This window comes from Leucobacter faecis, assembly GCF_054456695.2.
Genome location: NZ_JBTJER020000010.1, coordinates 1 through 22193, shown reverse-complemented (window position 1 = coordinate 22193; position 22193 = coordinate 1). Strand labels below are relative to the sequence as shown.

General features: G+C 64.3%; 27 protein-coding genes. 12 read left to right on the top strand and 15 right to left on the bottom strand.

Features of this window, described 5'->3' with window-relative positions; genetic code table 11:
- Positions 1-95: 95 nt before the first annotated feature.
- From ACXR2W_RS11180 to ACXR2W_RS11170, 3 genes are all read left to right on the top strand, one after another.
- Positions 96-407, top strand: coding sequence for a plasmid mobilization protein (locus tag ACXR2W_RS11180; RefSeq protein WP_458816953.1), 312 nt, complete (start codon positions 96-98; stop codon positions 405-407).
- A 246-nt stretch (positions 408-653) separates the two neighbouring features.
- The gene (locus ACXR2W_RS11175) at positions 654-1157 is read left to right on the top strand and encodes an FBP domain-containing protein (RefSeq protein ID WP_458816951.1); all 504 of its coding nucleotides are present in this window, start codon (positions 654-656) and stop codon (positions 1155-1157) included.
- Between the two features lie 103 nt (positions 1158-1260).
- On the top strand, positions 1261-2922 hold the full coding sequence (locus ACXR2W_RS11170; protein ID WP_458816949.1) for a DHA2 family efflux MFS transporter permease subunit: 1662 nt from the start codon (positions 1261-1263) through the stop codon (positions 2920-2922).
- A 165-nt stretch (positions 2923-3087) separates the two neighbouring features.
- Here the strand turns inward: ACXR2W_RS11170 and ACXR2W_RS11165 are convergent, their stop codons facing one another.
- Positions 3088-3216: a hypothetical protein gene (locus tag ACXR2W_RS11165; protein ID WP_458816947.1), complete on the bottom strand. Its 129-nt coding sequence runs from the start codon at positions 3214-3216 to the stop codon at positions 3088-3090.
- 120 nt (positions 3217-3336) lie between these two features.
- Between ACXR2W_RS11165 and ACXR2W_RS11160 the strand changes: the two genes are divergently transcribed.
- On the top strand, positions 3337-3522 hold the full coding sequence (locus ACXR2W_RS11160) for a hypothetical protein (protein WP_489948850.1): 186 nt from the start codon (positions 3337-3339) through the stop codon (positions 3520-3522).
- A gap of 401 nt (positions 3523-3923) precedes the next feature.
- On the opposite strand, the gene ACXR2W_RS11155 is transcribed toward ACXR2W_RS11160, so the two are convergent.
- From ACXR2W_RS11155 to ACXR2W_RS11130, 6 genes are all read right to left on the bottom strand, one after another.
- Positions 3924-4421 carry an Lrp/AsnC family transcriptional regulator gene (locus ACXR2W_RS11155; protein WP_458816945.1) on the bottom strand — a complete coding sequence of 166 codons (498 nt, stop codon included), beginning with the start codon at positions 4419-4421 and terminating at the stop codon, positions 3924-3926.
- Between the two features lie 54 nt (positions 4422-4475).
- Positions 4476-5267: an ABC transporter ATP-binding protein gene (locus tag ACXR2W_RS11150; protein ID WP_458816943.1), complete on the bottom strand. Its 792-nt coding sequence runs from the start codon at positions 5265-5267 to the stop codon at positions 4476-4478.
- 17 nt (positions 5268-5284) lie between these two features.
- A complete protein-coding gene (locus tag ACXR2W_RS11145) occupies positions 5285-6247 on the bottom strand; it encodes an ABC transporter permease (protein WP_458816941.1) in 963 nt (320 codons plus the stop codon).
- Positions 6248-6252: 5 nt separating this feature from the next.
- On the bottom strand, positions 6253-7263 hold the full coding sequence (locus ACXR2W_RS11140) for an ABC transporter substrate-binding protein (RefSeq protein WP_458816938.1): 1011 nt from the start codon (positions 7261-7263) through the stop codon (positions 6253-6255).
- Positions 7264-7463: 200 nt separating this feature from the next.
- Positions 7464-8543, bottom strand: a complete 1080-nt coding sequence (gene hisC / locus ACXR2W_RS11135) for a histidinol-phosphate transaminase (protein WP_458816936.1) — start codon at positions 8541-8543, stop codon at positions 7464-7466.
- 149 nt (positions 8544-8692) lie between these two features.
- Positions 8693-9628, bottom strand: coding sequence for a methyltransferase family protein (locus ACXR2W_RS11130; protein WP_458816935.1), 936 nt, complete (start codon positions 9626-9628; stop codon positions 8693-8695).
- A 223-nt stretch (positions 9629-9851) separates the two neighbouring features.
- On the opposite strand from ACXR2W_RS11130, the gene ACXR2W_RS11125 reads away from it, so the two are divergent.
- Genes ACXR2W_RS11125 through ACXR2W_RS11115 form a run of 3 tightly spaced genes read left to right on the top strand, consistent with a single transcriptional unit; the run spans position 9852 to position 12586 of the window.
- Positions 9852-10751, top strand: a complete 900-nt coding sequence (locus ACXR2W_RS11125; RefSeq protein WP_458816933.1) for an ABC transporter substrate-binding protein — start codon at positions 9852-9854, stop codon at positions 10749-10751.
- Positions 10752-10763: 12 nt separating this feature from the next.
- On the top strand, positions 10764-11810 hold the full coding sequence (locus tag ACXR2W_RS11120; protein WP_458816931.1) for an amino acid ABC transporter permease: 1047 nt from the start codon (positions 10764-10766) through the stop codon (positions 11808-11810).
- A complete protein-coding gene (locus ACXR2W_RS11115) occupies positions 11807-12586 on the top strand; it encodes an amino acid ABC transporter ATP-binding protein (RefSeq protein ID WP_458816929.1) in 780 nt (259 codons plus the stop codon). Before ACXR2W_RS11120 ends, ACXR2W_RS11115 begins: the two co-directional genes overlap by 4 nt.
- 75 nt (positions 12587-12661) lie before the next feature.
- On the opposite strand, the gene ACXR2W_RS11110 is transcribed toward ACXR2W_RS11115, so the two are convergent.
- Positions 12662-13801, bottom strand: coding sequence for a Fic family protein (locus ACXR2W_RS11110; RefSeq protein ID WP_458816927.1), 1140 nt, complete (start codon positions 13799-13801; stop codon positions 12662-12664).
- A 268-nt stretch (positions 13802-14069) separates the two neighbouring features.
- On the opposite strand from ACXR2W_RS11110, the gene ACXR2W_RS11105 reads away from it, so the two are divergent.
- Positions 14070-15089 carry a magnesium and cobalt transport protein CorA gene (locus tag ACXR2W_RS11105; protein ID WP_458816923.1) on the top strand — a complete coding sequence of 340 codons (1020 nt, stop codon included), beginning with the start codon at positions 14070-14072 and terminating at the stop codon, positions 15087-15089.
- Between the two features lie 70 nt (positions 15090-15159).
- On the opposite strand, the gene tagD is transcribed toward ACXR2W_RS11105, so the two are convergent.
- Positions 15160-15558, bottom strand: coding sequence for a glycerol-3-phosphate cytidylyltransferase (gene tagD / locus ACXR2W_RS11100; protein ID WP_458816921.1), 399 nt, complete (start codon positions 15556-15558; stop codon positions 15160-15162).
- 148 nt (positions 15559-15706) lie between these two features.
- Here tagD and ACXR2W_RS11095 point away from each other — a divergent pair, with 148 nt between their 5' ends.
- The gene (locus tag ACXR2W_RS11095; protein WP_458816919.1) at positions 15707-15952 is read left to right on the top strand and encodes a hypothetical protein; all 246 of its coding nucleotides are present in this window, start codon (positions 15707-15709) and stop codon (positions 15950-15952) included.
- Between the two features lie 26 nt (positions 15953-15978).
- Here the strand turns inward: ACXR2W_RS11095 and ACXR2W_RS11090 are convergent, their stop codons facing one another.
- Positions 15979-17238: an MFS transporter gene (locus ACXR2W_RS11090; protein WP_458816917.1), complete on the bottom strand. Its 1260-nt coding sequence runs from the start codon at positions 17236-17238 to the stop codon at positions 15979-15981.
- A 38-nt stretch (positions 17239-17276) separates the two neighbouring features.
- On the opposite strand from ACXR2W_RS11090, the gene ACXR2W_RS11085 reads away from it, so the two are divergent.
- Positions 17277-17678: an acyl-CoA thioesterase gene (locus ACXR2W_RS11085; protein WP_458816915.1), complete on the top strand. Its 402-nt coding sequence runs from the start codon at positions 17277-17279 to the stop codon at positions 17676-17678.
- A gap of 10 nt (positions 17679-17688) precedes the next feature.
- Here ACXR2W_RS11085 and ACXR2W_RS11080 read toward each other — a convergent pair whose 3' ends face one another.
- Positions 17689-17979 (bottom strand): cupin domain-containing protein, encoded by a 291-nt coding sequence (locus ACXR2W_RS11080; RefSeq protein WP_458816913.1) that lies wholly within the window; start codon positions 17977-17979, stop codon positions 17689-17691.
- A 184-nt stretch (positions 17980-18163) separates the two neighbouring features.
- Between ACXR2W_RS11080 and ACXR2W_RS11075 the strand changes: the two genes are divergently transcribed.
- A complete protein-coding gene (locus ACXR2W_RS11075; RefSeq protein ID WP_458816911.1) occupies positions 18164-18733 on the top strand; it encodes an HdeD family acid-resistance protein in 570 nt (189 codons plus the stop codon).
- Between the two features lie 81 nt (positions 18734-18814).
- Here the strand turns inward: ACXR2W_RS11075 and ACXR2W_RS11070 are convergent, their stop codons facing one another.
- From ACXR2W_RS11070 to ACXR2W_RS11055, 4 genes are read right to left on the bottom strand one after another with little or no spacing between them, the layout of a single operon-like run.
- Positions 18815-19291 carry an SseB family protein gene (locus tag ACXR2W_RS11070; protein ID WP_458816909.1) on the bottom strand — a complete coding sequence of 159 codons (477 nt, stop codon included), beginning with the start codon at positions 19289-19291 and terminating at the stop codon, positions 18815-18817.
- Between the two features lie 9 nt (positions 19292-19300).
- Positions 19301-19936: an energy-coupling factor transporter transmembrane component T family protein gene (locus ACXR2W_RS11065; RefSeq protein WP_458816907.1), complete on the bottom strand. Its 636-nt coding sequence runs from the start codon at positions 19934-19936 to the stop codon at positions 19301-19303.
- On the bottom strand, positions 19933-20676 hold the full coding sequence (locus tag ACXR2W_RS11060; RefSeq protein ID WP_458816905.1) for an energy-coupling factor ABC transporter ATP-binding protein: 744 nt from the start codon (positions 20674-20676) through the stop codon (positions 19933-19935). Before ACXR2W_RS11060 ends, ACXR2W_RS11065 begins: the two co-directional genes overlap by 4 nt.
- Before the next feature lie 11 nt (positions 20677-20687).
- A complete protein-coding gene (locus tag ACXR2W_RS11055; RefSeq protein ID WP_458816902.1) occupies positions 20688-21329 on the bottom strand; it encodes a biotin transporter BioY in 642 nt (213 codons plus the stop codon).
- 91 nt (positions 21330-21420) lie between these two features.
- Here ACXR2W_RS11055 and ACXR2W_RS11050 point away from each other — a divergent pair, with 91 nt between their 5' ends.
- A complete protein-coding gene (locus ACXR2W_RS11050) occupies positions 21421-22074 on the top strand; it encodes a TetR/AcrR family transcriptional regulator (RefSeq protein ID WP_458816900.1) in 654 nt (217 codons plus the stop codon).
- Positions 22075-22193: the final 119 nt, after the last annotated feature.

Here is a 22193-nt window from a genome sequence, read left to right as displayed (position 1 = left end):
GGGGGTTCGTGTGCCCCGCGAGTGAGCACGCCGTCCTCTCTCGTAGTAAACTTGTAAACATGGAGGGGCTGTCCGACCAGCTACGAGGAGGAATCATGAGTGACATCACCGAAATGATCGACCGAGCCGCGTCAGACGCCGAGAGGCATCAAGGCGGCCCGGGCAAGATTCGTGGCCAGCGACGAGCGGGAGCTGCGACCCCCGCCGTGCTCTCGGTGCGGCTCACCGCTGAGCAGCTCGCAGAACTGACTGCGCGCGCCGAGGCCGCAGGGCAGCCGACATCGGCCTACGCTCGCAGTATTTTGCTCAACGCGCTCGGAGCAGGCGAGAACGACGCGCTCGCGGCAAAGCTCGAAGCGGTACTGCGTCACACTCTCGCCCCCGAGATGCTCGCACGCGCTTCCTGAGAGTACCGGCCGAGCTGAGTGGCAGTCGAATAGGGCGGAGTACACTCGACCTCGTGAACTATCGAGAGCTGTATGCGCAGCGTCAGGAGGTTGTCGGCGAAGCACTGGCCGACAGCGATTGACGCACCTGCACCGGCCGCGCTTCGGGGAGACCCGGGTGCGGCTGATTTGGCATACTCATTCTCAAATTTTTAGGGAGCACGAAGCCTGGTCACGCGCGGGCTCGTGCTTCTGAAAGGTACACTCATGCAACCTTTGACAGAGCAGTTCATCCGTTCATCGTTCATCAATGCTTCGCGCCGTGAGGTGAAAGAACTCACGCTCCCAAGCGGGTTCACGAAGCTCACCGCACAAGCGTGGGCTGAGCTCGACTTCTTCGGCTGGCGCGACCCCAAGTTCACGCGCAGGGCCTACGTGCTGTTGCCGCAGCTCGACGGCGTCGAGGTTGGCGTTTGTCTTACGCAGACCGAGGGGGCTCCGCGTTTGCGCGCGATGTGCAATTGGTGTCAAGACGTGCGGCTGCCCAATGAGGTGGTGTTCTGGAGCGCGCGGCGCGTTGGCGATGCCGGCCGGCGGGGTAACACCGTCGGCACGCTCGCCTGCCGTGATTTTCAATGCTCACGAAATGTGCGCAATGATCCACCGCCAGCATACGAGGGCTACGACACCGCAGCTGCTCGCCTGCGCCGCATTGACACGTTGCAGGTGAAGGTGGCGGGATTCGCTGACATGCTCATCACGGGGCGTTAAACTTCGTGCTGTAGCCGGGGACCGCGTCGACTCACCGTTCACGCGGTTCCCGTCTTGCGTCGCTCATGCGAGCGCGGCCACTCACTGACGAGACGAGGTCACGATGACACCGCAAGATCAGCCCAGGCACGGGGCGCCCCAGGCGTCTAGTCCTACGTCTCCGCCTGTGCCCGCGCCCAGCCGGCGTGACTGGCTCGCGCTCGCGGTGCTCGCCACGGGGCTGGGCATGATCGTGCTCGACGGCACGATCGTGGGGGTCGCGCTGCCCGCGATCATCGCAGACATTCACCTCGACCTCACCGACGCGCAGTGGGTGAACAGCCTGTACGCGGTGCTGCTCGCGGCGCTCCTGCTGTCGACCGGCAAACTGTCTGACCGGCTGGGGCGCAAGCTGCTGTTTCTCATCGGCATTGTCGTGTTCGTGGGTGGCAGCGTACTCGCGGCTATGGCAGTCGCGGCCGCCCCGCTGATCGGGGCGCGCGCGGTGCAGGCGGTGGGCGCGGCGCTCATCATGCCGTCGACGCTGTCGACCGTCAACGCGACCTTTCGCGGCAAGTACCGCGCCGCAGCGTTCGGTGTGTGGGGCGCAGTCATCTCCGGGGCCGCCGCCGTCGGGCCGCTCGCGGGCGGCGCGCTCACGCAGTGGGGTTCGTGGCACTGGATCTTTCTCGTCAACATTCCCATCGGCGCGCTCGTGTTTCTCGCCGCGCTCTTCACCGTGCGCGAGACGAAGAGCGGCACCGACCGGCCCGGTATGGACGTCGACGGCGCGCTCCTGAGCGCGATCGGCTTCGGCGCGCTCGTGTTCGCGGTCATTGAGGGGCCGGATCTGGGCTGGTGGAAACCCGCCGCAGAGTTCAGCATGATGGGGTGGCAGTGGCCTAAGGGCGCGCTCGTGTCGATCGTGCCGTTTACGTTCGCGATCGCTGCGGTCGCGCTCACCCTGTTCGTGTTGTGGGAGCGACATCGCGAGCGGGTGCAACGTTCGGCGCTGCTCGACCTGGGCCTGTTTCGCTTTGGCACCTTTTCGTGGGGCAACCTGACGGCCGCGATGGTCGCCATTGGCGAGTTCACGATCGTGTTCGTGTTGCCGCTGTATCTCGTGAACGCGCTGGGTCTCGACGTGATGGGGGCCGGGCTTGTGCTGGCCGGCATGGCGGTGGGCGCGTTCATGTCGGGGGCTGCCGCCCGCCACGTCGCCGCCAAGTTTGGTGCGCCGGGCACGGTGCTCATTGGGCTCGCCCTCGAGGTGTTGGGCGTCGCCGTGCTCGCGTTTCTTTTGCGCCCCGACAGCGAGGGATGGGCCGTCGCGCTGCCGCTCGTGCTGTACGGGCTCGGCCTGGGGCTCGCGTCGGCGCAGTTGACGGGCACGGTGCTGCGCGACGTGCCCGTCGAGGTGTCGGGGCAGGGGTCTGCGACCCAGAGCACCGTGCGGCAGATCGGTTCGGCGCTCGGCACCGCCGTCGCGGGAGCCGCGCTGTCGGTGTCACTCGCGATTACGTTGCCGGCTGCGCTCTCGGGGGCGGGTTTGCCCGCCTCTCAGGCCGACCAGCTGGCGTCGGCCACGCGGCAGTCGGCGGGCACCACGATTTCGCAGCTGCGCTCCGAGGGCAGTGCGAGCAAGCTCGGCGAGCATACCGACGCGGTCGTGCACGCGCTCACCTCGGGTTTCACCGATGCGACGCGTGCCTCACTGCTCATCGGTCTGGTGTTCTTGGCGCTCGGCTTTGTGGGGGCGGTGCGGCTGCGCCGCGCGTCAAGGTAGCGCCCCTGGTGTTGCGTCCGGACCTTATGCGCCCTTCCGGTCGTCCTGCGCGACGTAGGAGTCGCAGGACCCAGGGGTTTGTGGATTCTGCGAGTCGCTTCGCTCCCGCAGAATGACGGCTTGTGGTCGTTCCCGCAGAATGACGGGTGTCGTGGCCGCGTGCAGCTAGGGGATCTGCTCTGAGGCCTGTGCCACGAGTGGCAAGATGCGGTTTCTGAAGTGGCTCGCCAGTGTGAGCCTCGTCGACACCCGCAAAATGCCGTCGGTGTTTGAGATCAGATCGAGCACGCGCATCTCGGGAATGTGCGGCTGCGCCGCGCGTCAAGGTAGCCCCGCTCGCATTGCGGGCATGGTGGGTGCGTTCGTAGTGCGGATTTCTCCTATGGGCAGTATCCTTATATTGGAGGTCTGCTGATGACGAAAAAGGTACTCACCGCAGTTGAGATTGCCGAGTCGTTTCGCTTCGGCAATGGTGCTCTCGCTGCTGCGGGACATGTCATATCCAGTGAGCAGGCGGATCGGGACCTACTGGATGCTTTATCGGGAGCGATAACGTTCGATGAGGCCGTCGAACGGGCAAAGGTTCGTGCCCTGAGTTGACCTGGGATTCATACGTTTATCCGGGAACAGACGTACTGAAGAACTTGCCAGGAATTCGTGACACCCTCCGGCTTCGCACATTTGAAGAGCAAGCGACACGACTGAGGATGGCTGAGGCGCTGTACTTACGTCCGGTTGAAGGTAACTACGATCGAGCGTACATGCAACGCTTACATGGGCAGATTTTTGCTGATGTGTTCGTGGGGGCGGTGCGGCTGCGCCGCGCGTCAAGGTAGCGCCCCTGGTGTTGCGTCGGGACCTTATGCGCCCTTCCGGTCGTCCTGCGCGACGTAGGAGTCGCAGGACCCAGGGGTTTGTGGATTCTGCGAGTCGCTTCGCTCCCGCAGAATGACGGCTTGTGGTCGCTCCCGCAGAATGACGGGTGTCGTGGCCGCGTGCGGCTAGGGAATCTGCTCTGAGGCCTGTGCCACGAGTGGCAAGATGCGGTTTCTGAAGTGGCTCGCCAGTGTGAGCCTCGTCGACACCCGCAAAATGCCGTCGGTGTTTGAGATCAGATCGAGCACGCGCTGCAGGTCAACGGTCGACCTCGACACGACGGTGGCCATCATGTCGAAGTCGCCCGTGATCGTGTCGAGCTCGAGCATTTCGGGAATGTGCGACAGACGCTCGGCGATTACATCGTGGTTGACAGTCTGCCGTACCTGAATGATGCAGTAGGTGCGCAGCGGGTAGCCGAGCGCCGCCGGATCAATCGTTGGCGCTTCAGACGTGATGACGCCGCGACTACGCAACTTGTCGAGCCTGCTTTGTGCGGTCGCGCGGGCGACGCCTAAGCGCCTGGCACACTCCACAATCGAGATCCCGGCCTCGGCGCTCAGAAGCTGAATCAGCCGAGCGTCCAATGAATCGATCTGCAATTCCACCTCGTTGTTTGCCACAGCCGTCCTCGTATGCAACCTCAATAGTATTCAGTCCGGTCGGGTTGTGCGAGGCTACGCGAGCAGCGCCCGGTCGTCGAGCTGGGCTCCCTTGATCTTGGCGAACTCCTCGAGCAGCAGCGGCACGGTGAGTTCCCGCTTCTCGGCAGCGTTCGCCTGAAACACGATGCGCCCCTCGTGCATCATGATGAGGCGATTGCCGAGCCTGAGCGCTTGCTCCATGTTGTGGGTCACCATGAGCGTGGTGAGCCCGCCCTGGGAAACGATGCGCTCGGTGAGGTCGGTGACGAGCGCGGCGCGTTGCGGGTCGAGCGCGGCGGTGTGCTCGTCGAGCAGCAGAATGCGCGGCTGTGTGAACCCCGACATGAGCAGCGACAGCGCTTGGCGCTGGCCGCCCGAGAGCAGCCCCACCTTTGCGGTGAGGCGGTTCTCGAGACCCAACTCGAGCGATTTCAGCTCTTCGATGAAGCGTTCGCGCCTCGAGCGGGTCGTGCCACGGTTCAGCCCGCGGTTCTTACCGCGCAGCAGCGCGAGCGACAGATTCTTCTCGATCGTCAGGTCGGGTGCTGTGCCCGCCATTGGGTCCTGAAAGACGCGCCCCACATACTTGGCGCGCTGGTACTCCTGCAGTTTGGTGACAGGCTTATTGTCGATCGAGATGCTGCCCGTGTCGACAATGTAGCGGCCCGCGACCGCGTTGAGCAGCGTCGACTTGCCCGCGCCGTTTGAACCAATGACGGTGACGAAGTCACCCTCGGCGAGCTCGAGATTCACGTCGACGAGCGCACGCCGCTCGTTGATGGTGCCTGCAAAGAAGGTCTTCGAAATGTGATCAATGTTGAGCATGAGTGCCTCCTTAAGGTCTACTTCGCTGAGACGGGAATCTTGACGCCGGTGGTGGCCGAGACGTCTGGCTCTGGCGGTGGATCCTGGGGTGAAGGCCTGCGATTGCCGCGACCCGCAAGTGATGGGATCTTCTTCAAGAACCCCCAGCGCGGCAACAGCAGCGCGGCAACGACGAGCAGCGCGGTGACCGCGCGCATATCGTTGGGATTGAGGCCTGCGATGAGCGCGAAGAAGATGATGAGTCGGTAGAGCACCGAGCCCACGAGCACGGCGAGGCTGGCCATGAAAATGTTGCGCTGACCGAACACGGCCTGGCCAAGGATCACCGATGCGAGGCCCACCAGAATCAGGCCGACACCCATACTGATATCGGCGAAGCCCTGGTACTGCGCGACCAGCGCACCGGCGAGCGCGACGAGCCCGTTCGAGAGCGCCAGCGTGAGAATCTTCATGCCGTCGGTGTTCACACCGAAGCTACGAATCATCTGTTCGTTGTTGCCCGTCGCCTGGATCGCGAGTCCCAGGTCGGTCGACAAGAACCAGTCGACAATGAGTTTCAGCGCAAACAGTAGTGCCGTGATGACGAGCACCGCGAACCACGTCTTGCCGATCCAGCCGGCCTCGCGCAGCGGGGTGAAGAGTGTGTCTTCACGTAAGAGCGGCACGTTTGCCATCCCCATGATGCGCAGGTTCACGGACCACAGCGCGATCATCGTGAGAATCCCGGCGAGCAACCCGTCGATCCGGCCCTTGGTGTGCAGCACGCCGGTGATGGCGCCCGCGACGAGGCCAGCGGCCGCGCCAGCGAGGGTGGCGAGAAGCGGGTTCTGGCCGTTCACGATCATCGCGGCCGAGACCGCGGCGCCCGTAGTGAAACTGCCATCGACGGTGAGGTCTGGGAAGTTGAGAATGCGAAACGTCAGGTAGACGCCCAGGGCCATCACGCCATAGATGAGGCCGAGTTCGAGAGCTCCGATCATGGCGCTTACTCGACCGTGCTGTCGGCGCGGTCGACGACCGAGGCGGGCAGCTCAATGCCCACGCGCTTCGCCGACTCGGGGTTGATCACGAGCTGTAGGCTGTTCGAGGTTTCGACGGCCATCGTGGCCGGGTCTGCGCCGTCCTTCAGAATGCGCACAGCCATCTCGCCGGTCTGGTAGCCGAGCTTCTCGTAGTCGATGCCAATCGTGGCGACCGCGCCGCCCTCGACGTGAGCCGCGTCGGCGCCCACTACGAGAATGCCGCGCTCCTCGGCCACGCCCACGACCGCGCCGATGCCCGAGATCACGAGGTTGTCGCTGGGGGTGTAGATCGCGTCGACGTCGCCGAGCGACTCGGTCGCCTGCTTCAGCTCGCCCGCGTTGGTGACGGTTGCTTCGACGATCTCGATGCCGTGTGATTTCGCGGCCTCGCGCGCCAGCTCAACGAGCACCTGCGAGTTCACTTCGCCCGACGAGTAGACGACGCCGATCTTCTTCGTCTCGGGCTTGATCTCGGTGATGAGATCGATCTGATCGGCGACCGGGGTGAGGTCACTCGTGCCGGTGACGTTTGAACCGGGCGCATCGTTCGACTCGACGAGGTCGGCGGCGACCGGGTCGGTGACGGCCGTGAACAGCACGGGAATGTCGGTAATGTTCTGCATCGCCGCCTGCGCGACAGGGGTGGCGACGCCCAGCACCAGGTCGACGCCCTGAGTTGCGAAGGTCTGTGCGATCGTGGTGCTGGTGGCGACCTCGGCGTTCGCGTTTTTCACGTCGAACTTGACGGTCTCACCCTCGACGTAGCCCGCGTCGATGAACGCCTGCTTGAAGCCATTGGTGGCAGCGTCGAGCGGTGGTGCCTGCACGAACTGGCCGATACCGACGGTGATCATCTTCGAGTCGCCGGCGGCGGCATCGCCCGCGCCCGACGAGCAAGCGCTCAGACCGAGGGCAGCGGTCGCGGCGATGGCCGCGAGCGTGAGAAATTTACGGGGAAGGCGGGTGACGGTCATTGTCATGTCCTCATTCAAATAATGCGTGCGGTCTGCGAGCCAGAATTGGCCGGGGATGCGAGAGCACTGTGGGCGAACAGCTCTGTTCGGCCCCGATCGTACTCAGAGAATCGCGCCGCCCGCCACATCTCGCGAGCGGTGTAGACAGATGGTGCAGTTGGGCAAGTGGAACGCGTAGTCAGCTAGACAAGCTGTATAGCTCAGCGGGCAAGTGCGGGTGTGACTGTCTCGAGCGCGCGCACCACGCGTTCGATGTCTGACGCACCGCCGCTTGAGATTCTGACGCCCTCGCCCGCAAACACGCGCGCCACGGCGCCATGCGTTTCAAGTAGCGCCCCGAGCGCTACCGCGCTCACGCCCGCCGCGTTTTGATCGGGCACCCACACAAAATTTGCCTGCGAAGGCACCGGATCAAGCCGTGCCGCCTGCAGCGCATCGAACATGCGACCGCGCTGCGCGACCACCTCGTCGATGCGTGCCGCGAGCTCGGTTTCGGCCTCGAGCGAGGCGATAGCCGCAGCCTGTGCGAGGCTCGTCACCCCAAACGGGACGGCCACCTTGCGCAGCGCCTCAGCAACGTGCGGCTGCGCAACGGCGTACCCGATGCGCAGCCCGGCAAGGCCGTAGGCCTTCGAGAAGGTGTGCAGCACCGCGACGTGTGGGTGACGCTTGAACAGGTCGATGCCGTCTGCGCGATTCGGCGTGCGATCAAAATGCACATACGCTTCATCGATGACGACGAGCACGTCGTGCGGCACCGCCGCGACGAACGCTTCGAGTTCGGCAGCGCTCACCACCGTGCCCGTCGGGTTATTGGGGTTACAGACAAAGATGAGGCGGGTGCGCGGGGTGATCGCTGCGAGCATCGCGTCAAGGTTGTGCGTCGCTTGTTCGTCGAGCGGCACCTCTACAGGTACGGCGCCCGCGATGCGCACGAGCGATGGGTACGCCTCGAACGAGCGCCACGCAAACATCACCTCGTCGCCGGGGTCGGTGACAGCGTGAATCAGTTGCGCGGCCACCTCAACTGAACCCGCCCCGAGCGTGACGCGCTCGACATCTACCCCGAGACGGTCGGCCAGCAGCGTGCGCACGGGCAGCGCCGCGATGTCGGGGTAGCGGTGAAACCCGTCGAGCTGAGCGGCCACCGCCTGCACCACGGCGGGGAGCGGCGGGTGCGGGGACTCGTTTGACGAAAGCTTGCTGGCGTCGGGGAGGGGCTGCTTACCCTGACGATAGGGCGGAACGTGCGTGAGGCTCTGGCGAAGGTGTACCTGCATGATTCTCCAATGAATGTGCGCATGACGCGCGAGATGCGCGATGTGCAGCACTGTATGAAGAACGGGCGAGACGGTGCAATCGGTGACGAGATCAACTAGCAGCGTGTACGCTCGGCACCGTCAAATCGCAGACGCCCTATACAGCTTGTTCAGTCCGTGCGGGCGATGCGAGAGCGTCGGGCCACAGGCCACCCCGGCACCCAACACCGCACCGCCGACCGGTACGCGCGATACTCATCGCCAAACCGCGCCTCGAGGTCGGCCTCCTCGTGCGGGCGCACCCCCCAATTCCATACGAGCGAGCCGGCGAGCGCATACACGACGACCAGCCACGACCCCAGCAGCAGCCCCACCGCGACGCCCTGCGTGATCCCAGCAACCGCCATCGGATTGCGCACCAATAGGTACGGGCCCGCCACCACGAGCTTGCGCGCGGTCGCTGAGGGGAGCGGCGTACCCGCGCCACGCGTCGACATCGCCGCTGCTGCCCACAAGCCCAGCGCGCTCGCCGCCGCGAGCAGCGATACACCCGCGATCCGGAGCCCCAGAGGCATCGTGAGCTGCAGCCCCACGCGCGTCTCGAGCGCGGTGATGGCGAGGGGAATGACCGCGAGAAACAAGCCCCAGAACACGACGATTTGTGCGCCGGTCGCGAGGCTGTGCCGGGCCGCGCTCGCCTCGCTAGCCACGCGAATGCGCAGCGGCCCGGTCAGCAGCAGCTCGGTTGGCACGCGCCCCCACAGCAGCAGCATTGCCGCGACCGTCGTGCCACAAGAAGCCGCGAGCATCGCGAGCACGCCCCAGCCTGCAGACCCGGTGGTCGCAGCGTAGGCGGTGAGCGCCACGGTCACGAACAGGGTCCAGGGCCACGCGACCCAGGTCGCCCAGCGCGCCCCGCACGCAGCGAGCAGCGACGCGACCGCAAAAAGGGGCACGTCGAAAGCCCCCACGAGCGCCGGATCCAGCCTGCCCAGTGTCGCCTCGCGCACCGTGGGCAGCGTGAACACGAGCGCCCACCAGAGGGCCGCGCTCGCGGCTTGAACGGCGAAATAGCTGCGGGCAAGCAGCTGCGGGCAACGTGACACCACGCCAGTTTATGGGCCGTCACCATAACGTTATGCAGCGAGGGTGGGCGGTGGGGCAGCGCCACACCGTGAGATTCCGCGTGATTCCGCCAGAAACGTCTCGCGCTACAGTCACCGTATTGAGCGGGGTAGATACTCTATAAGCGGGTGACATGCGCAGAGCAGTACACTCAAAAACGACACCAACACCAGGGCCACCTGGTCTTCCCATCTGGAGGGATCAATGAAGATTCGCTACGCACTGCCGGCGTTCGCCGCCGCCGCACTGCTCGCCCTGACCGGCTGCACCAACACCGAGGGTGCCACCGACACTGAGAAGCCCGCCGAGGGCGGCAGCACGTCGACCGTCGCGGTCGATGAGGCTGCGGTGGCGTTGCTGCCCGAGGCCGTGAAGAAGTCGGGTGAGCTGCGCGTGGGCACCGACGCCGAGTACCCGCCCAACGAGTACAAGGACAGCAACGGTAACCCCGTGGGCTGGGGCGTCGACCTTGCTACGGCGGTCTCAGAGAAGCTGGGGCTCACACCCAAGTGGGAGATTCTGGGCTTCGACAGCATTATTCCCCGCATCCAAGAGGACGGCCTCGACATGGGCTCGTCGTCGTTCACCGACACGAAGGAGCGGCAGAAGTCGGTCGACTTCGTCAACTTCTTGAACGCCGGTAGCCAGTGGGCTGCGCCCGTCGGCTCAGACGTGAACCCCGATGACGCGTGCGGCCTCACGGTCGCGGTGCAGACGGGTACCGTGCAAGACACCGACGAGATGCCGGCGCGCTCGAAGAAGTGCACCGACGAAGGCAAGAAGGCTATCGAGGTGCTGCGCTTTGACGGCCAGCCCGAGGTCACCCAGTCAGTCGTTCAGGGTCGCGCCGACGCATTCTCGGCAGACTCGCCCGTGACGGGCGACGCGGTCGCGAAGCTCGGCGACAAGCTCGAGCTCGTGGGCGACCTGTTCGACGCGGCACCCTATGGCTTCGCGACCCAGAAGGACAGCGAAATGACGAAGGCTGTGCAGGCCGCACTGCAGTCGCTCATGGATGACGGAACCTACCTTGAGATCCTCACCAAGGCAGGCATCGAGTCGGGTGCGCTGAAGGAAGCAACCATCAACGCGGCTGAGAACTAAGCAGCAGGCATAGTGTCTGAGACTCGTTCTACGGGGGCGGGGCCTGCCGCCTCGCCCCCCACCGCCCAGGTGGTGCCCGAAGCGATTCAAGCGATTAAGCTTCGGCACCCGTGGCGAAACACGTTCGCCGTGGTGCTCGTGCTGATCGCTGCGCTCTTCATCTACGACGCCGCGTTCAACAGGCCCGTCTTTAACTGGCCCGAGGCCGGCAAGTATCTCTTTGACACCCGCATTTTGACGGGTGCCTGGTACACGCTGCAGCTCACCGTCTACTCCATGATCATTGCGATCGTGCTGGGCATAACGGTGGCCGTGATGCGACTGTCGCCCAACCCCGTCGTGAAGTCGGTGGCGTGGGCGTACCTGTGGCTGTTTCGTGGCACCCCGGTGTACGTGCAGCTCGTGTTCTGGGGCCTCGTGCCCACGATCTACAAGACCATCGACCTGGGTATTCCGTTTACTGACGCGCTCGTGTCGATCGACATGAAAGACCTGCTGTCGTACTTCACGCTCGCCGTGATCGGTCTCGCCCTTAACGAGGCCGCCTACATGGCCGAGATCGTGCGAGCAGGCCTCTTGGCCGTCGATAAGGGACAAGACGAGGCCGCGATCGCGCTCGGGCTGGGTTGGTGGCACACCATGACCCGTGTTGTGCTGCCGCAGGCGATGCGCGTGATTATTCCGCCCACGGGCAACGAGGTCATCTCGATGCTCAAGACGACGTCGCTGGTAGCAGCAGTGCCGTTTACGCTCGACCTCTACGGCCGCCAGCGCGACATTGCGGCGGTTACCTACGAGCCGGTGCCCATGCTCATTGTGGCGTCGGTCTGGTACCTGCTGGTCACTTCGATTCTGATGGTCGGCCAGTTCTACCTCGAGCGGCACTTCGCGAAGGGTGTGTTGCAGCGCCCTGACGTGATGAAGCCGACCGTAGAGACGTCATCGATCTCAGTGATGGGTGAGGACGCTGGCACGTATCCGACGTATCGAGACAAAAACGGGGGCCGCCACATCGTGCCGCCGCACGGCGCCCCTGGAGGAGGTGGAGCCAGACCATGAGTGAACAGAACAGCAATAGGCCCATGGTGAAGGCCGAGGCGATCTCGAAGGCGTACGGGTCGAACGAGGTACTCAAGTCGATCTCACTCGAAGTGACGCGCGGCGAGGTGCTGTGCCTGGTGGGCCCGTCGGGCTCGGGCAAAAGCACATTTTTGCGCTGCATCAATCACCTCGAGACGATCAACGCGGGCAGGTTGTGGGTCGACGGCGAGCTGGTGGGGTACCGCCAGCACGGTGAGAAGATCTACGAGATGCATCCCAAAGAGGCAGCCAAGCAGCGCCGCGACATCGGCATGGTATTTCAGCGCTTCAATCTGTTTCCGCACAAAACCGCGCTCGAGAACGTGATGCTCGCGCCATCGCTGCTGAAGAAGGGGTCGAAGGCTGCGCTGCAGACGCGCGCGTTGGAGCTGCTCGCGCGCGTGGGGCTCGCCGACCGGCACGACTACTACCCGGCGCACCTGTCGGGTGGGCAGCAGCAGCGCGTCGCGATCGCGCGCGCCCTCGCGATGGACCCGAAGCTCATGCTGTTCGACGAGCCCACGAGCGCGCTCGATCCCGAGCTTGTGGGCGAGGTGCTCGACGTCATGAAGGGTCTCGCCGAGAGCGGCATGACGATGATCGTCGTGACGCACGAGATGGGCTTCGCGCGCGAGGTCGCCGACAAACTCGTCTTCATGGACGGCGGCGTCGTCGTCGAAGAGGGCGACCCCAACGAGGTGCTCACGAACCCACAGCGCGAGCGCACCAAGGCCTTCCTCTCGAAGGTGCTGTAGCCCCGCCCGGTGCCTTTTGATCCGGATCAGTGCCGCCCGCAGATTCTCTGCGGGCGGCACTTTCGTGGGTGCAACCTAAGTCGCGAAGGGGTCGACGGCCCGCCAGGCCCAGCCGAGTCCAGCGGCCCGTGCGGCCTCGACAACAGATTGGGAGGGGCCGTAACGACGACCCCGCTTGTCGCCGTGTGGCACGAGCAAGTGCGCTCGAACCAGGGCGAGTAGGTCGCGTGACGCAGTTTGTTCTGACACGGGGTCGCCCGACTCTTCAAGCGCTGAAATGTATCGTGCGCGAGTGATGGTGCCGCCAAACATTAGGCTGTAGAGCGCTTCGGTTGTGCGAGATGGCAGGCCTGCTGAGCTCACCATCTCGTCCATCGCAGCGGCTGCTTCTCCAGCCGCTGCGATGCGTTGCTTGCGCTCTAACGCTTGGTTGAAATGGGCGGTAAGCATAAATCGGATCCACGGTTTAACGAGCTCTGCGCTGTGGTCTGCTGTTGTCCAAGATCCCTGGCCCGCCTGGGCGAGCACGTCGTAGTACCCCTGTGTGTGTCGACCCAAGTATTCTTCGATTGTCATGAAGACGGGGGAGTAGTCACTATCTTTTGCAAGCACAAGGCTCTGAAGCACCCGAGCCATGCGACCATTGCCGTCTTTAAACGGGTGAATAAGCACAAAGTTGAGATGAGCCATGGCGGCAGCGATGAGTGGGTCGCTCTCGCTTGATGCACTTGCGGCGAACTCGGCGATAAGCCGCGTGAGTTCATTGGCTGGTGCGCCCTCGTGCACTATGTCACCCGACGCTTCCTGTAAGACGTACACCGGCCCCTCGCGAAACCGACCCGGCCACTTGGTGAGCTCGTGAGAAGTGACCATGAAGTGCAGGCTACGTATGAGCGAAGCATCAATCTCGAAATCACCCTTTGCGAGCTGCAGCACATATGTCATTGCGAGCTGGTAGCCAGCAAGGGCCCGTTCGGTAGGTTCGTCGACGGCAGACGCATGCTCGCCCGCAGCAATTGCGCCCACGTCATCGACGCTGGCATGTATTCCTTCGATGCTGTTGGAACCTTGCACGTTGCGCGCGAGGGTCGTGCGACGCAGGGCACCGGTCCAACGGTTTGCTTGTCGAACGTGCAAGCGTAGCTCGTTGTTCAGTTCTTCGATTGATGCGCGAACGGCGCGTTCATCGGGGTCTAACTCTGGTGCGCTGAACATGGGGATCCCTCTCCGTGGGGCTGTCTCTTCTATTTTACACACGCAATGATGTTTATTAAACATCATTGACTCTTATGCGTGAGCTTGTTCCTGTGGTCATCCTGCGTGAGCTTGTTCCTGTGGTCATCCTGCGTGAGCTTGTTCCTGTGGTCATCCTGCGTGAGCTTGCGAATCGCAGGATCCAATCACGCCCCACTTGCGCTGCGTTCTTCGATATGGTCGAAGAAGTGGCAACGTAGCCGAGTTAGAGGGGGAAACAGTTGTGACTGTGGTTGACATTGCGGTGTACCGTGACGGGGCGCGGCTCACGGGCGCCGGCTCCATGCGCGAGGCGGCCCTGCAAGCTGAGCGCGAGGGCGGTTTCGTGTGGGTGCGCCTCGATCAACCGAGCGCCACCGAAGTGACAGAGCTCGCCGAGGTGTTTCATTTACACCCGCTCGCGGTGGAAGACGTGACCGAGGGCAACCAGCGGCCCAAGATTGAACGCTACGACGACGTTTCGTTCGTGGTGATGCGCCCCGCGAGCTATGACCACGACACCGACCTCGTGGAGTTTGGCGAGCTCCATGCACTGGTTGGCCCGCGCTTTATTGTCTCGGTGCAGTTTGCCGACAAACTCTTCATGCCCGAGGTGAGCGCGGCTCTTGAGGCGAGCCCCGAGCGGCTTGCGCGCGGCCCAATGGCCGTGCTGCACGCGATCGTCGACCGGGTGGTCGACGACTATGCCCCCGTCGCCTCGAGTATCGAGGGCGTCATCGCCTCGATTGAGGACGACCTATTTAACGGGGCGGGCAGCGACGGCGAAGTGGCCCGCCGCATCTACCTACTATCGCGCGAAGTGATCGGGTTTCAACGCGCGACCGGGCCGCTGCGTGAGGTGCTCCACGACGAGCAGCATTTTGCTGAGGCCAACAACCTCGACATTGAGGTGCAGCGCGCGATCCGTGACGTCGCCGATCACCTGATCCCGATCTGCGACCGTGCCGACAATTACCGTCAGCTGCTGCAGAGCGCGCTCAGCGTGCACCTGAGCCTCGCCGCGCAGGCGCGCGAAGAGCAGATGGAGCGCATGACCGAGACGAGCATCGTGCAGTCTGACCAGATGAAAAAGATCTCGAGCTGGGCGGCGATCATCTTCGCACCGACGCTCATCAGTGGCATCTACGGCATGAACTTTCAGCACATGTCAGAGCTTGACTGGAAGGGCGGCTACCCGCTCTCGATCGCAGCGATGCTCCTGTTTGCGGGCGGGCTCTACGTGATCTTCAAGCGTAAAGACTGGCTGTGACACCTCAGGCCGGCGGTCTCTCAGTCTGAGAGACCGCCGGCCTGAGGTGTCGTCAGCCTGAGATGTAGATCTACGCGTTGACGCCCAGATCTTTTTTGATCTTGCTGGTTGAGACGCCCTCGGTGCGGTCGAGGTAGATAACCTCGCAGTAGTCGCGCAGCACCTCAAAACGCGGGTCGCCCTCCCAGTCACCGCCCATCACGACGGCGTCGATCTCATACTTCTGCACGTCTCGAATCTTCTGGTCCCACTCTTGTTCGGGGATCACGAGGTCGACGTAGCGTACGGCTTCGAGCATGTTCTTGCGGGTTTCAAAGTCGTGGTAAGTCTTCTTACCCTTACCCGCATTGAACTCTTCGGTCGAAGCCGCCACGACGAGATAGTCGCCCAGATCGCGGGCTCGCTTGAGCAGCCGAATGTGCCCCCAGTGCAAGAGGTCGAAGGTGCCGTAGGTCAAGATACGCTTCATCCCTCCATAGTAGAGTCCACCCGCCAAAGACGCAGTGCACTTGCTGTGAAGCGGGCCACCGCCGCCCCTTTCGGGTTTACATTCGCGGGCGTAGGCTGAAGTTGCGGGTCAGCGACGACGCGACCCTACGGTAATTAGGGAGGCAACCATGCAATTCACCGACGAACCTCGCACTCATGATCACACCTCTGACCCGGCGCACACCCCCGGTGACGGTTGGGTCGACGAGGGCGGCGCCTCGCACCTCGGCCCGGCTACGCATTTTTACACCCTCAGCGAAGAGTCCGTTGAAGAGGTCGCCGAGAAAGTGGCCGAAAAGGTTGCCGAGCGCATGGCTGACGACGACGATGGCAAAGACATCGATGACCCAGAACGCGATCTGGGTCGCAGTTAAATCAGTGGGCCGCGGGCAGATCTAGATCAATGCCCGCGGGCCGAGGCGCGTGATGCACGTGAAGCCGCGACCCCAAACACGAGCTTGCCAAGCGACGCTGCGGTGAGCATCAGCAAAATCGTCTCCCAGCTCCACCCGAGCTGGGAGAGGAGGCCCAACAGCAGTGGGCCGGCCGCTGCCACGAGGTAACCCGCGCCCTGACTGATCGCAGAGAACGCTGCGGTCTGCGCGGCGCTCGGCGCCGTGAAGACGATCAGCGCGATACTCAGGCCAAACGCGGCGCTCTGCGCGACACCCAACACGGCGACCATCACGGGGGCGAGCGCGATGGGCCCGACAGCAAGCCCGGTGAGACCTGTCGCCGAGAGCAACGCGACCGTGACAATGAGCGCCGTGCGTAGGTTAGCCCGACCCGCGAGGGTGGGCGCGAGTAGCGATGCGGGTAGCCCTGCGACGCTCATCCACGCGAGCAGCAGGCCAGCCTGCACCGGATCCATGCCGCGATCGGCCGCGATCGTGGGCAGCCATGCGGTGAGCGAGAAATAGATGAGGGCCTGGCAGGCGAAGAACCCGGTGACCGGCCACAGCCCTGGCGCTTTGAACACAGACGGTGCCCCGGTGGGGGCTGAGTCGGGGCGTTCGGGCCCTCCGCCCTTGAGTGTCGGCGCAAACCCTAGAACCACGCCGAGCGCGATGAGGAGAGGCACGGCCCAGCTCGCGAGTGCGACCGCGGTGTGCTCTCCCACCAGCGCAAACACGGGCACGGCAAACGCGGCCCCCGCGGCCGCGCTCGCACCAAACGCGGTCGTATAAACGCCCGTCCAAAACCCGCCGCGCCTAGGCAGGGAACGGCGAATCACCTGCGGCGCGAGAATGCCGATCAATGCGATCGCGGCACCAACGACGACGGTGCCACCAAACAGCAGCGGGGCGTTTATCGGGCGCACCGCCGTCGCAACCGTGAGCGCCGCCAGCAAGACCGTGAGCGCGCGCTCGAGCCCGAGGCGAGCAACGAGCCACGGCGCGAGGGGCGACGCGAGACCAAACAGCAAGACCGGAATCGCGCTGAGCGCCGCGAGCCCCGACTGGGTGAGCCCGTAGTGCGCGCCGATGTCTCGTAGAAGCGGCGACACTGACGTGATGGGAAAGCGCACGCTCAGCCCGAGCGCGAGAATGAGCGCCCCCGCGGCGACGCCCTGGCGGCGGCTAGTACTGCGGCCCGCGAGACGGTCTGCGTCGCGGCGGTCGGGTGAAGGGGTTGAGTCAGATGCGAGTGGGTTTGCCATTGCCTCTATCGTCTCACCCGCGGGCGTAGGCTGGCAGCATGAGTGAATACCGCCAGATCGTGCGCAAGTGGGTTAAGCCCGAAGACCTCAATCAGCACGGGGCACTGTTTGGCGGCCGGCTGCTGCAGTGGGTCGACGAAGAGGCCGCGATTCTCGCCGTCGCCCAGCTCGGCCGCATCGACGTGGTGACCCGGCACATGTCGGCCATCGACTTTGTTTCGCGCGCTGACCGCGGTGACCTGCTTGAACTGACCTACCGCGTTGTGAAGTTTGGGCGCACGTCGATCACGTTGTCATGCCGCGTGGACAACGCCGTGACGGGCGCCGAGGTACTCACGCTCGAAGAGATCGTGTTCGTCGCGGTCGACGACGAGGGTAACCCGATGGCGCACGGATTCACCGCAGCTACCCCCGGCACCGAGCGGCTGCGCGGGCGCTAAGCGGGCTCGCTCATGCGAGCCGCTCGATCTCGACGAACACGATGGGGGAGCCAGAGGTGCGGTTCTCGACCTGGTGCTCTGAGCCCGCCGGGCGGGTGTAGCTTTGGCCCGCGACGAGCTCAGCGACGATCTCGCCGCCATCGGCCTGCACGACGTGCATCTTGTCGCTCACCATGGGCACTACGACATAGTCGTAGTCGTGGCGGTGCATGGGAATCACGCCGCCGGGCTGAATCGTCCACTCGGTGACGCGAAAGAGTTCGTTCTCAAGCTGTACTACGCCGTTGGCTCCGGTGCTCATGATCCTCCTTGATCGGCTGCGCGATCTTGCGCAGCACAAGATATAGCAACATTCTAGGGCTCAGGGGGGTGGCCCCGGCTCTCGCACAATTGGGGATAGTGCACGACGCCTCGCATACGCCATGATGGGAACTAGAGCGAACGCCTCAAAGCGCAAGCACAGAACCTATATAAGGGAGTCAACGATGTCTACACCCGAAGCCAAAATGCTGGGCCGCGTGAGCGACGGGGTGCGCACAGCGCTCGGAATCGGCGGTCTCATCGCCATCGTGCTGGGCCTGCTGATCCTATTCTTCCCGGTGAAGTCTGGGGAGGTCGCGATGCAGATCGTCGCCGCGATCATGGCGGCCTACGCGCTCGTGGCGGGAGTCGTTTACATCGGCACGTCGCTGTTTAGCAAGAGCCTCGGTGGCTGGGCCCGCACAGGACACATTCTGCTAGGCCTGCTCTACATCGCAGGCGGCGTGATCATGATGACGAACCTCGGCGCGACGGCCGCGGTGCTCGCGGTGTTCCTATCGGTGACGATCGGCGTGCTGTGGATCCTCGAGGGCATCATGTCGTTCACGCTCGTGAAGGGCAGTGACAGTAAGAGCTGGACCATCATTTACGGCGCGATTAGCGTGATCGCTGGTCTCGTGCTCGTGCTGTCGCCACTCATGGGAGCGGTGACGCTCTGGCTGCTGCTGGGCATCTCGATGGTGGTGATGGGCCTCGTGCAGGTGGTGCGGGTGTTTCAGCTCGGCCGCAAGTAGGTTGTCAACGCGAGCGGCGCGTGACGGGTTCTTCCACGTCACGCGCCGCTCGCGTTTTGTCTGCGCGGGCCGCGCCTACGCCTACTTCATCGCCTCGAGTGACTCGGCGGTGATCGGCTCCTCGCCACCCGCGAGCGTGATGAACTTGCGCAGCAGTACGAGCGAAGCTGCCCCCTTATTGAACTCGGCCGCCACAAACCGGTCGGCGCCTATGAGCGCGAGCGCGTCACGCGCCGGCATCACGGCACCGCGCATCAGGTGCCTGCGCTCGGCCGGCACGACACTGCGCAGCTCGTCCATCGACGTGAACAGTGGCAACACCAGCTGCCCCCGCGTCGACCGGATCGTGCGAATGCGCGGGCCCTTTTTGTTCTTCTTCGACGGCTCACCCGTCACGTCAACCACGAGGTACCCCTCGCGCAGCGCGTTCAAAAACTTCGCCAGGTGATCATAATCTGGCGTCGCCTGAAACGCGGCCAGCGCGTCTCGCGCCCCCTCGTTCACATAATCAGCATGAACGTCGTCGGGTACGTTCTCGGCGCTTTCTGAGTCGGTCATGCTTCCAGCCTAGATCGCTTTGTGATCCGGATCATGCTCGAACGCCCCGCGGGCCGCGAGCGCCTCGCCGGTCGCCTGCGCGTGCGCGACAGTGCGCAGCACGAGTGGCACGATGCGCGCTCGCGGGCTGCGCTCGAGTCCGCGAGCGCGTGCCGCTTGCCGCGTCTCGGCCGCGATCGCAAGGATGCTTGGAATCGCGGTAATGGTGAGTGCAAACGCGAGGGCGATGCGATCCGGATCAATGCCCGTGCGGGCGAGCGGCCGCAGTGCCCACGCGACCGTGTCGAGCATGTCATTGGTGGCGGTTGAGGCGGTGACCGCGCTCGCCGCGAGAATCAGTGCGAGCAGGTTGCCGACGACGGTGAAGCCGTGCTGCCAGCCGTGCTGCCAGGCCTGAAACGCGAAGAGCGGTACGCCGATGAGCGCGAAGCCGCGAGCGACTCGCCCAAGGCCCGCGCCGCGCACCCCCGAAGCCACGGCGAGGGCGAGACCGATGGCGATCCAGCTCGCCGTCCACCAGGCGCCCGAGGTGGTCATGACCGCGATTGCTAGCGCGAATAGGCCGGCGAGCTTTGCGCCCGGTCGTAGCCGGTGTAGCGGGCCCCGGCCGGGTATGTACGAGCCGAGCGGCGAGGCGATGCTCACGCGTTCGCTCGATACCAGGCGATCGCCTCGCGCGGGGCGCCGTCGAACGCGACGCGGCCCTGCGCTATGACGAGCGTGCGGTGCGCGCGCGAGGCGAGCTCGAGGTCGTGGGTGACGACGATGGTTTGCTGCGCAATATTCATGAGCAGGTCACCGATGAGCCTGGCATTCTTGAGGTCGAGCAGCGTGGTGGGCTCGTCGGCGACGAGGATCACGGGCTCGGTCGCGAGCACCGACGCGATCGCGAGCAGCTGGCGCTGGCCACCCGAGAGGGCGTGCACGCTGCGGTCCTGCAGCGTCTCGAGCCCAAATCGGGCGAGTGCTGCTTGTGCGGCCTGCCTGCGTTCGCCTTTCTTGCGGTGCAGTCTGCGCAGTGACAGCTCAATATCTTCGATCACGGTGGGCATGATCATCTGCGCGGTGGGGTCTGTGAACACGAACCCGACGCTACGGCGCACCGCCGAGCCATTGCGCGCGGTGTTGAGCGAGCTGGGGGGTGTAGCTGCGGTGGTGCTGGTGTTGTTGCTGGCGTTGTTGCTGACTTCTGGTGTGATCGTGACGCTACCCGCTGTGGGGAGCACGAGCCCGTTGAAGAGCCGGGCGAGTGTCGACTTGCCTGAACCGTTGGCGCCGATCACCGAGATCTTGCGCTCTGAAAGCGTGATCGTGGTGGGGTGCAAGATTGCAAGGTCACCGTCGGGTGTGGGCGCCGTCACCGCGGCGTTGTGCAATTCGATCACGCTGAGACAGCCTACTTTGCGGTGTTGTTCTTGCGCTGGCGTCGCGGCAGCAGTGCTGGGAAGGCCCGATGTACGGCAGTTGCTACGAGGGCCATGAGCAGCGTTTTGATCAGATCGCCGGGCCAGAAGGCCAGGTCGAACACGAACGCCGCCCCAATAGGCATGTCTGCGCGCCAGGCGAGCCCGAGGGGGCCGAACGTATGAATGAACACGAGATTTGCAGCGAGGCCCGCCGTGAAGATGAGCGGAATGCTTGTCGCGAGCTTTTTACGCGGTAGTCGCTCGACGATAAACCCGGTAAGCCATGCCGCGAGCGGAAAGCTGAAGAGGTAGCCCACGGTTGGGCCTGCAAAGGGAGCAAGACCTGCCGCGCCGCCCGAGAACACCGGCAGCCCGATGGCACCCACCGCGAGGTACAGCAGTACCGCGAGAAACCCGCGGTTCGAGCCGAGCACCGCGCCGCACAGCAAGATTGCGAAGGTCTGTAGGGTGATGGCGGCTGGCCCGAGGCTGAAGCCCGGCACCACAGAGCACACGGCGATGAGCGCGGCAAAGGTCGCGACCAGAGCGAGGTCGGTGGCCGTGCTGCGGCGGGTGGTTTGGCTTACTTCGCCGGACGGCGGTGTGTGTGCGGCGGCGGTGCTGCTGGTCATGGGGGTTCCTCTCAACGTGGGTGAACCGCCTCGCGGTCAACCTGAACAGTGTTCTGGAGAACGGTGTTCAGGTTAGCGCTAAGGTTGAGAAATGCGCAACTCTCTCCTCGACGTCGTGGCCGCCGCACTGCGGGTGCTTGAGGCGCAGGGTCTTGAGGGGTGCTCGATGCGGCGCGTGGCGGCGGAGCTCGGGGTTCAGCCAAGCGCGCTCTATCACCATGTGCCAGACAAGCAGACGCTACTCGCACTCATGGCGGACGAAATTGTGGCGGGGGTGGGACACGGTCTCGGCCTTGGCTTCGGTGCCGCTGATGCCGCTGATGCCGCCGAGCCTGCAGCGCCCGCATTGCCTCATGCGTCTGCCGCAGCTGAGCAAATATGCGCCGAGATGCGGCGCGCGATGCTCGTCGTGCGTGACGGGGCCGACGTCGTGTCGACGGCTGCGGCCTTTCGGCTGGGTGCATCGCGAGTCGAAGAGGACCTCACGGGCCTGGTGGGCCGTGACGGGGCGCGCACGCTCCTGCTCTACACGTTTGGGCAGGCGCAGGCTACCCAGATGCACCAGTACGCAGCCGAACACGGGGCACTCGTGTCCAACATGCAGGGAGGTTGCCTCGGAGTTGGCGGTGCTGGCGATGCTGCCGGCGATGCTCGAGAGGATCATGAGGCTTCGTTTGCCCGAGGGCTGGACATTATTCTGGCGGGACTTGCGGCCACCGGGGCCAGCGCTGGCGAAGGGGTGTGACACGCCCGGCGCTGGGGCTCGGGTTGCCCTGCGGGGCGGGAGTGCGTAATGTTATCTCTTGTCGCCGCAACGAAGCCGGGCCGCTGAGCGGGCCGGCTGAATTAGCTTGCGGTAAACAC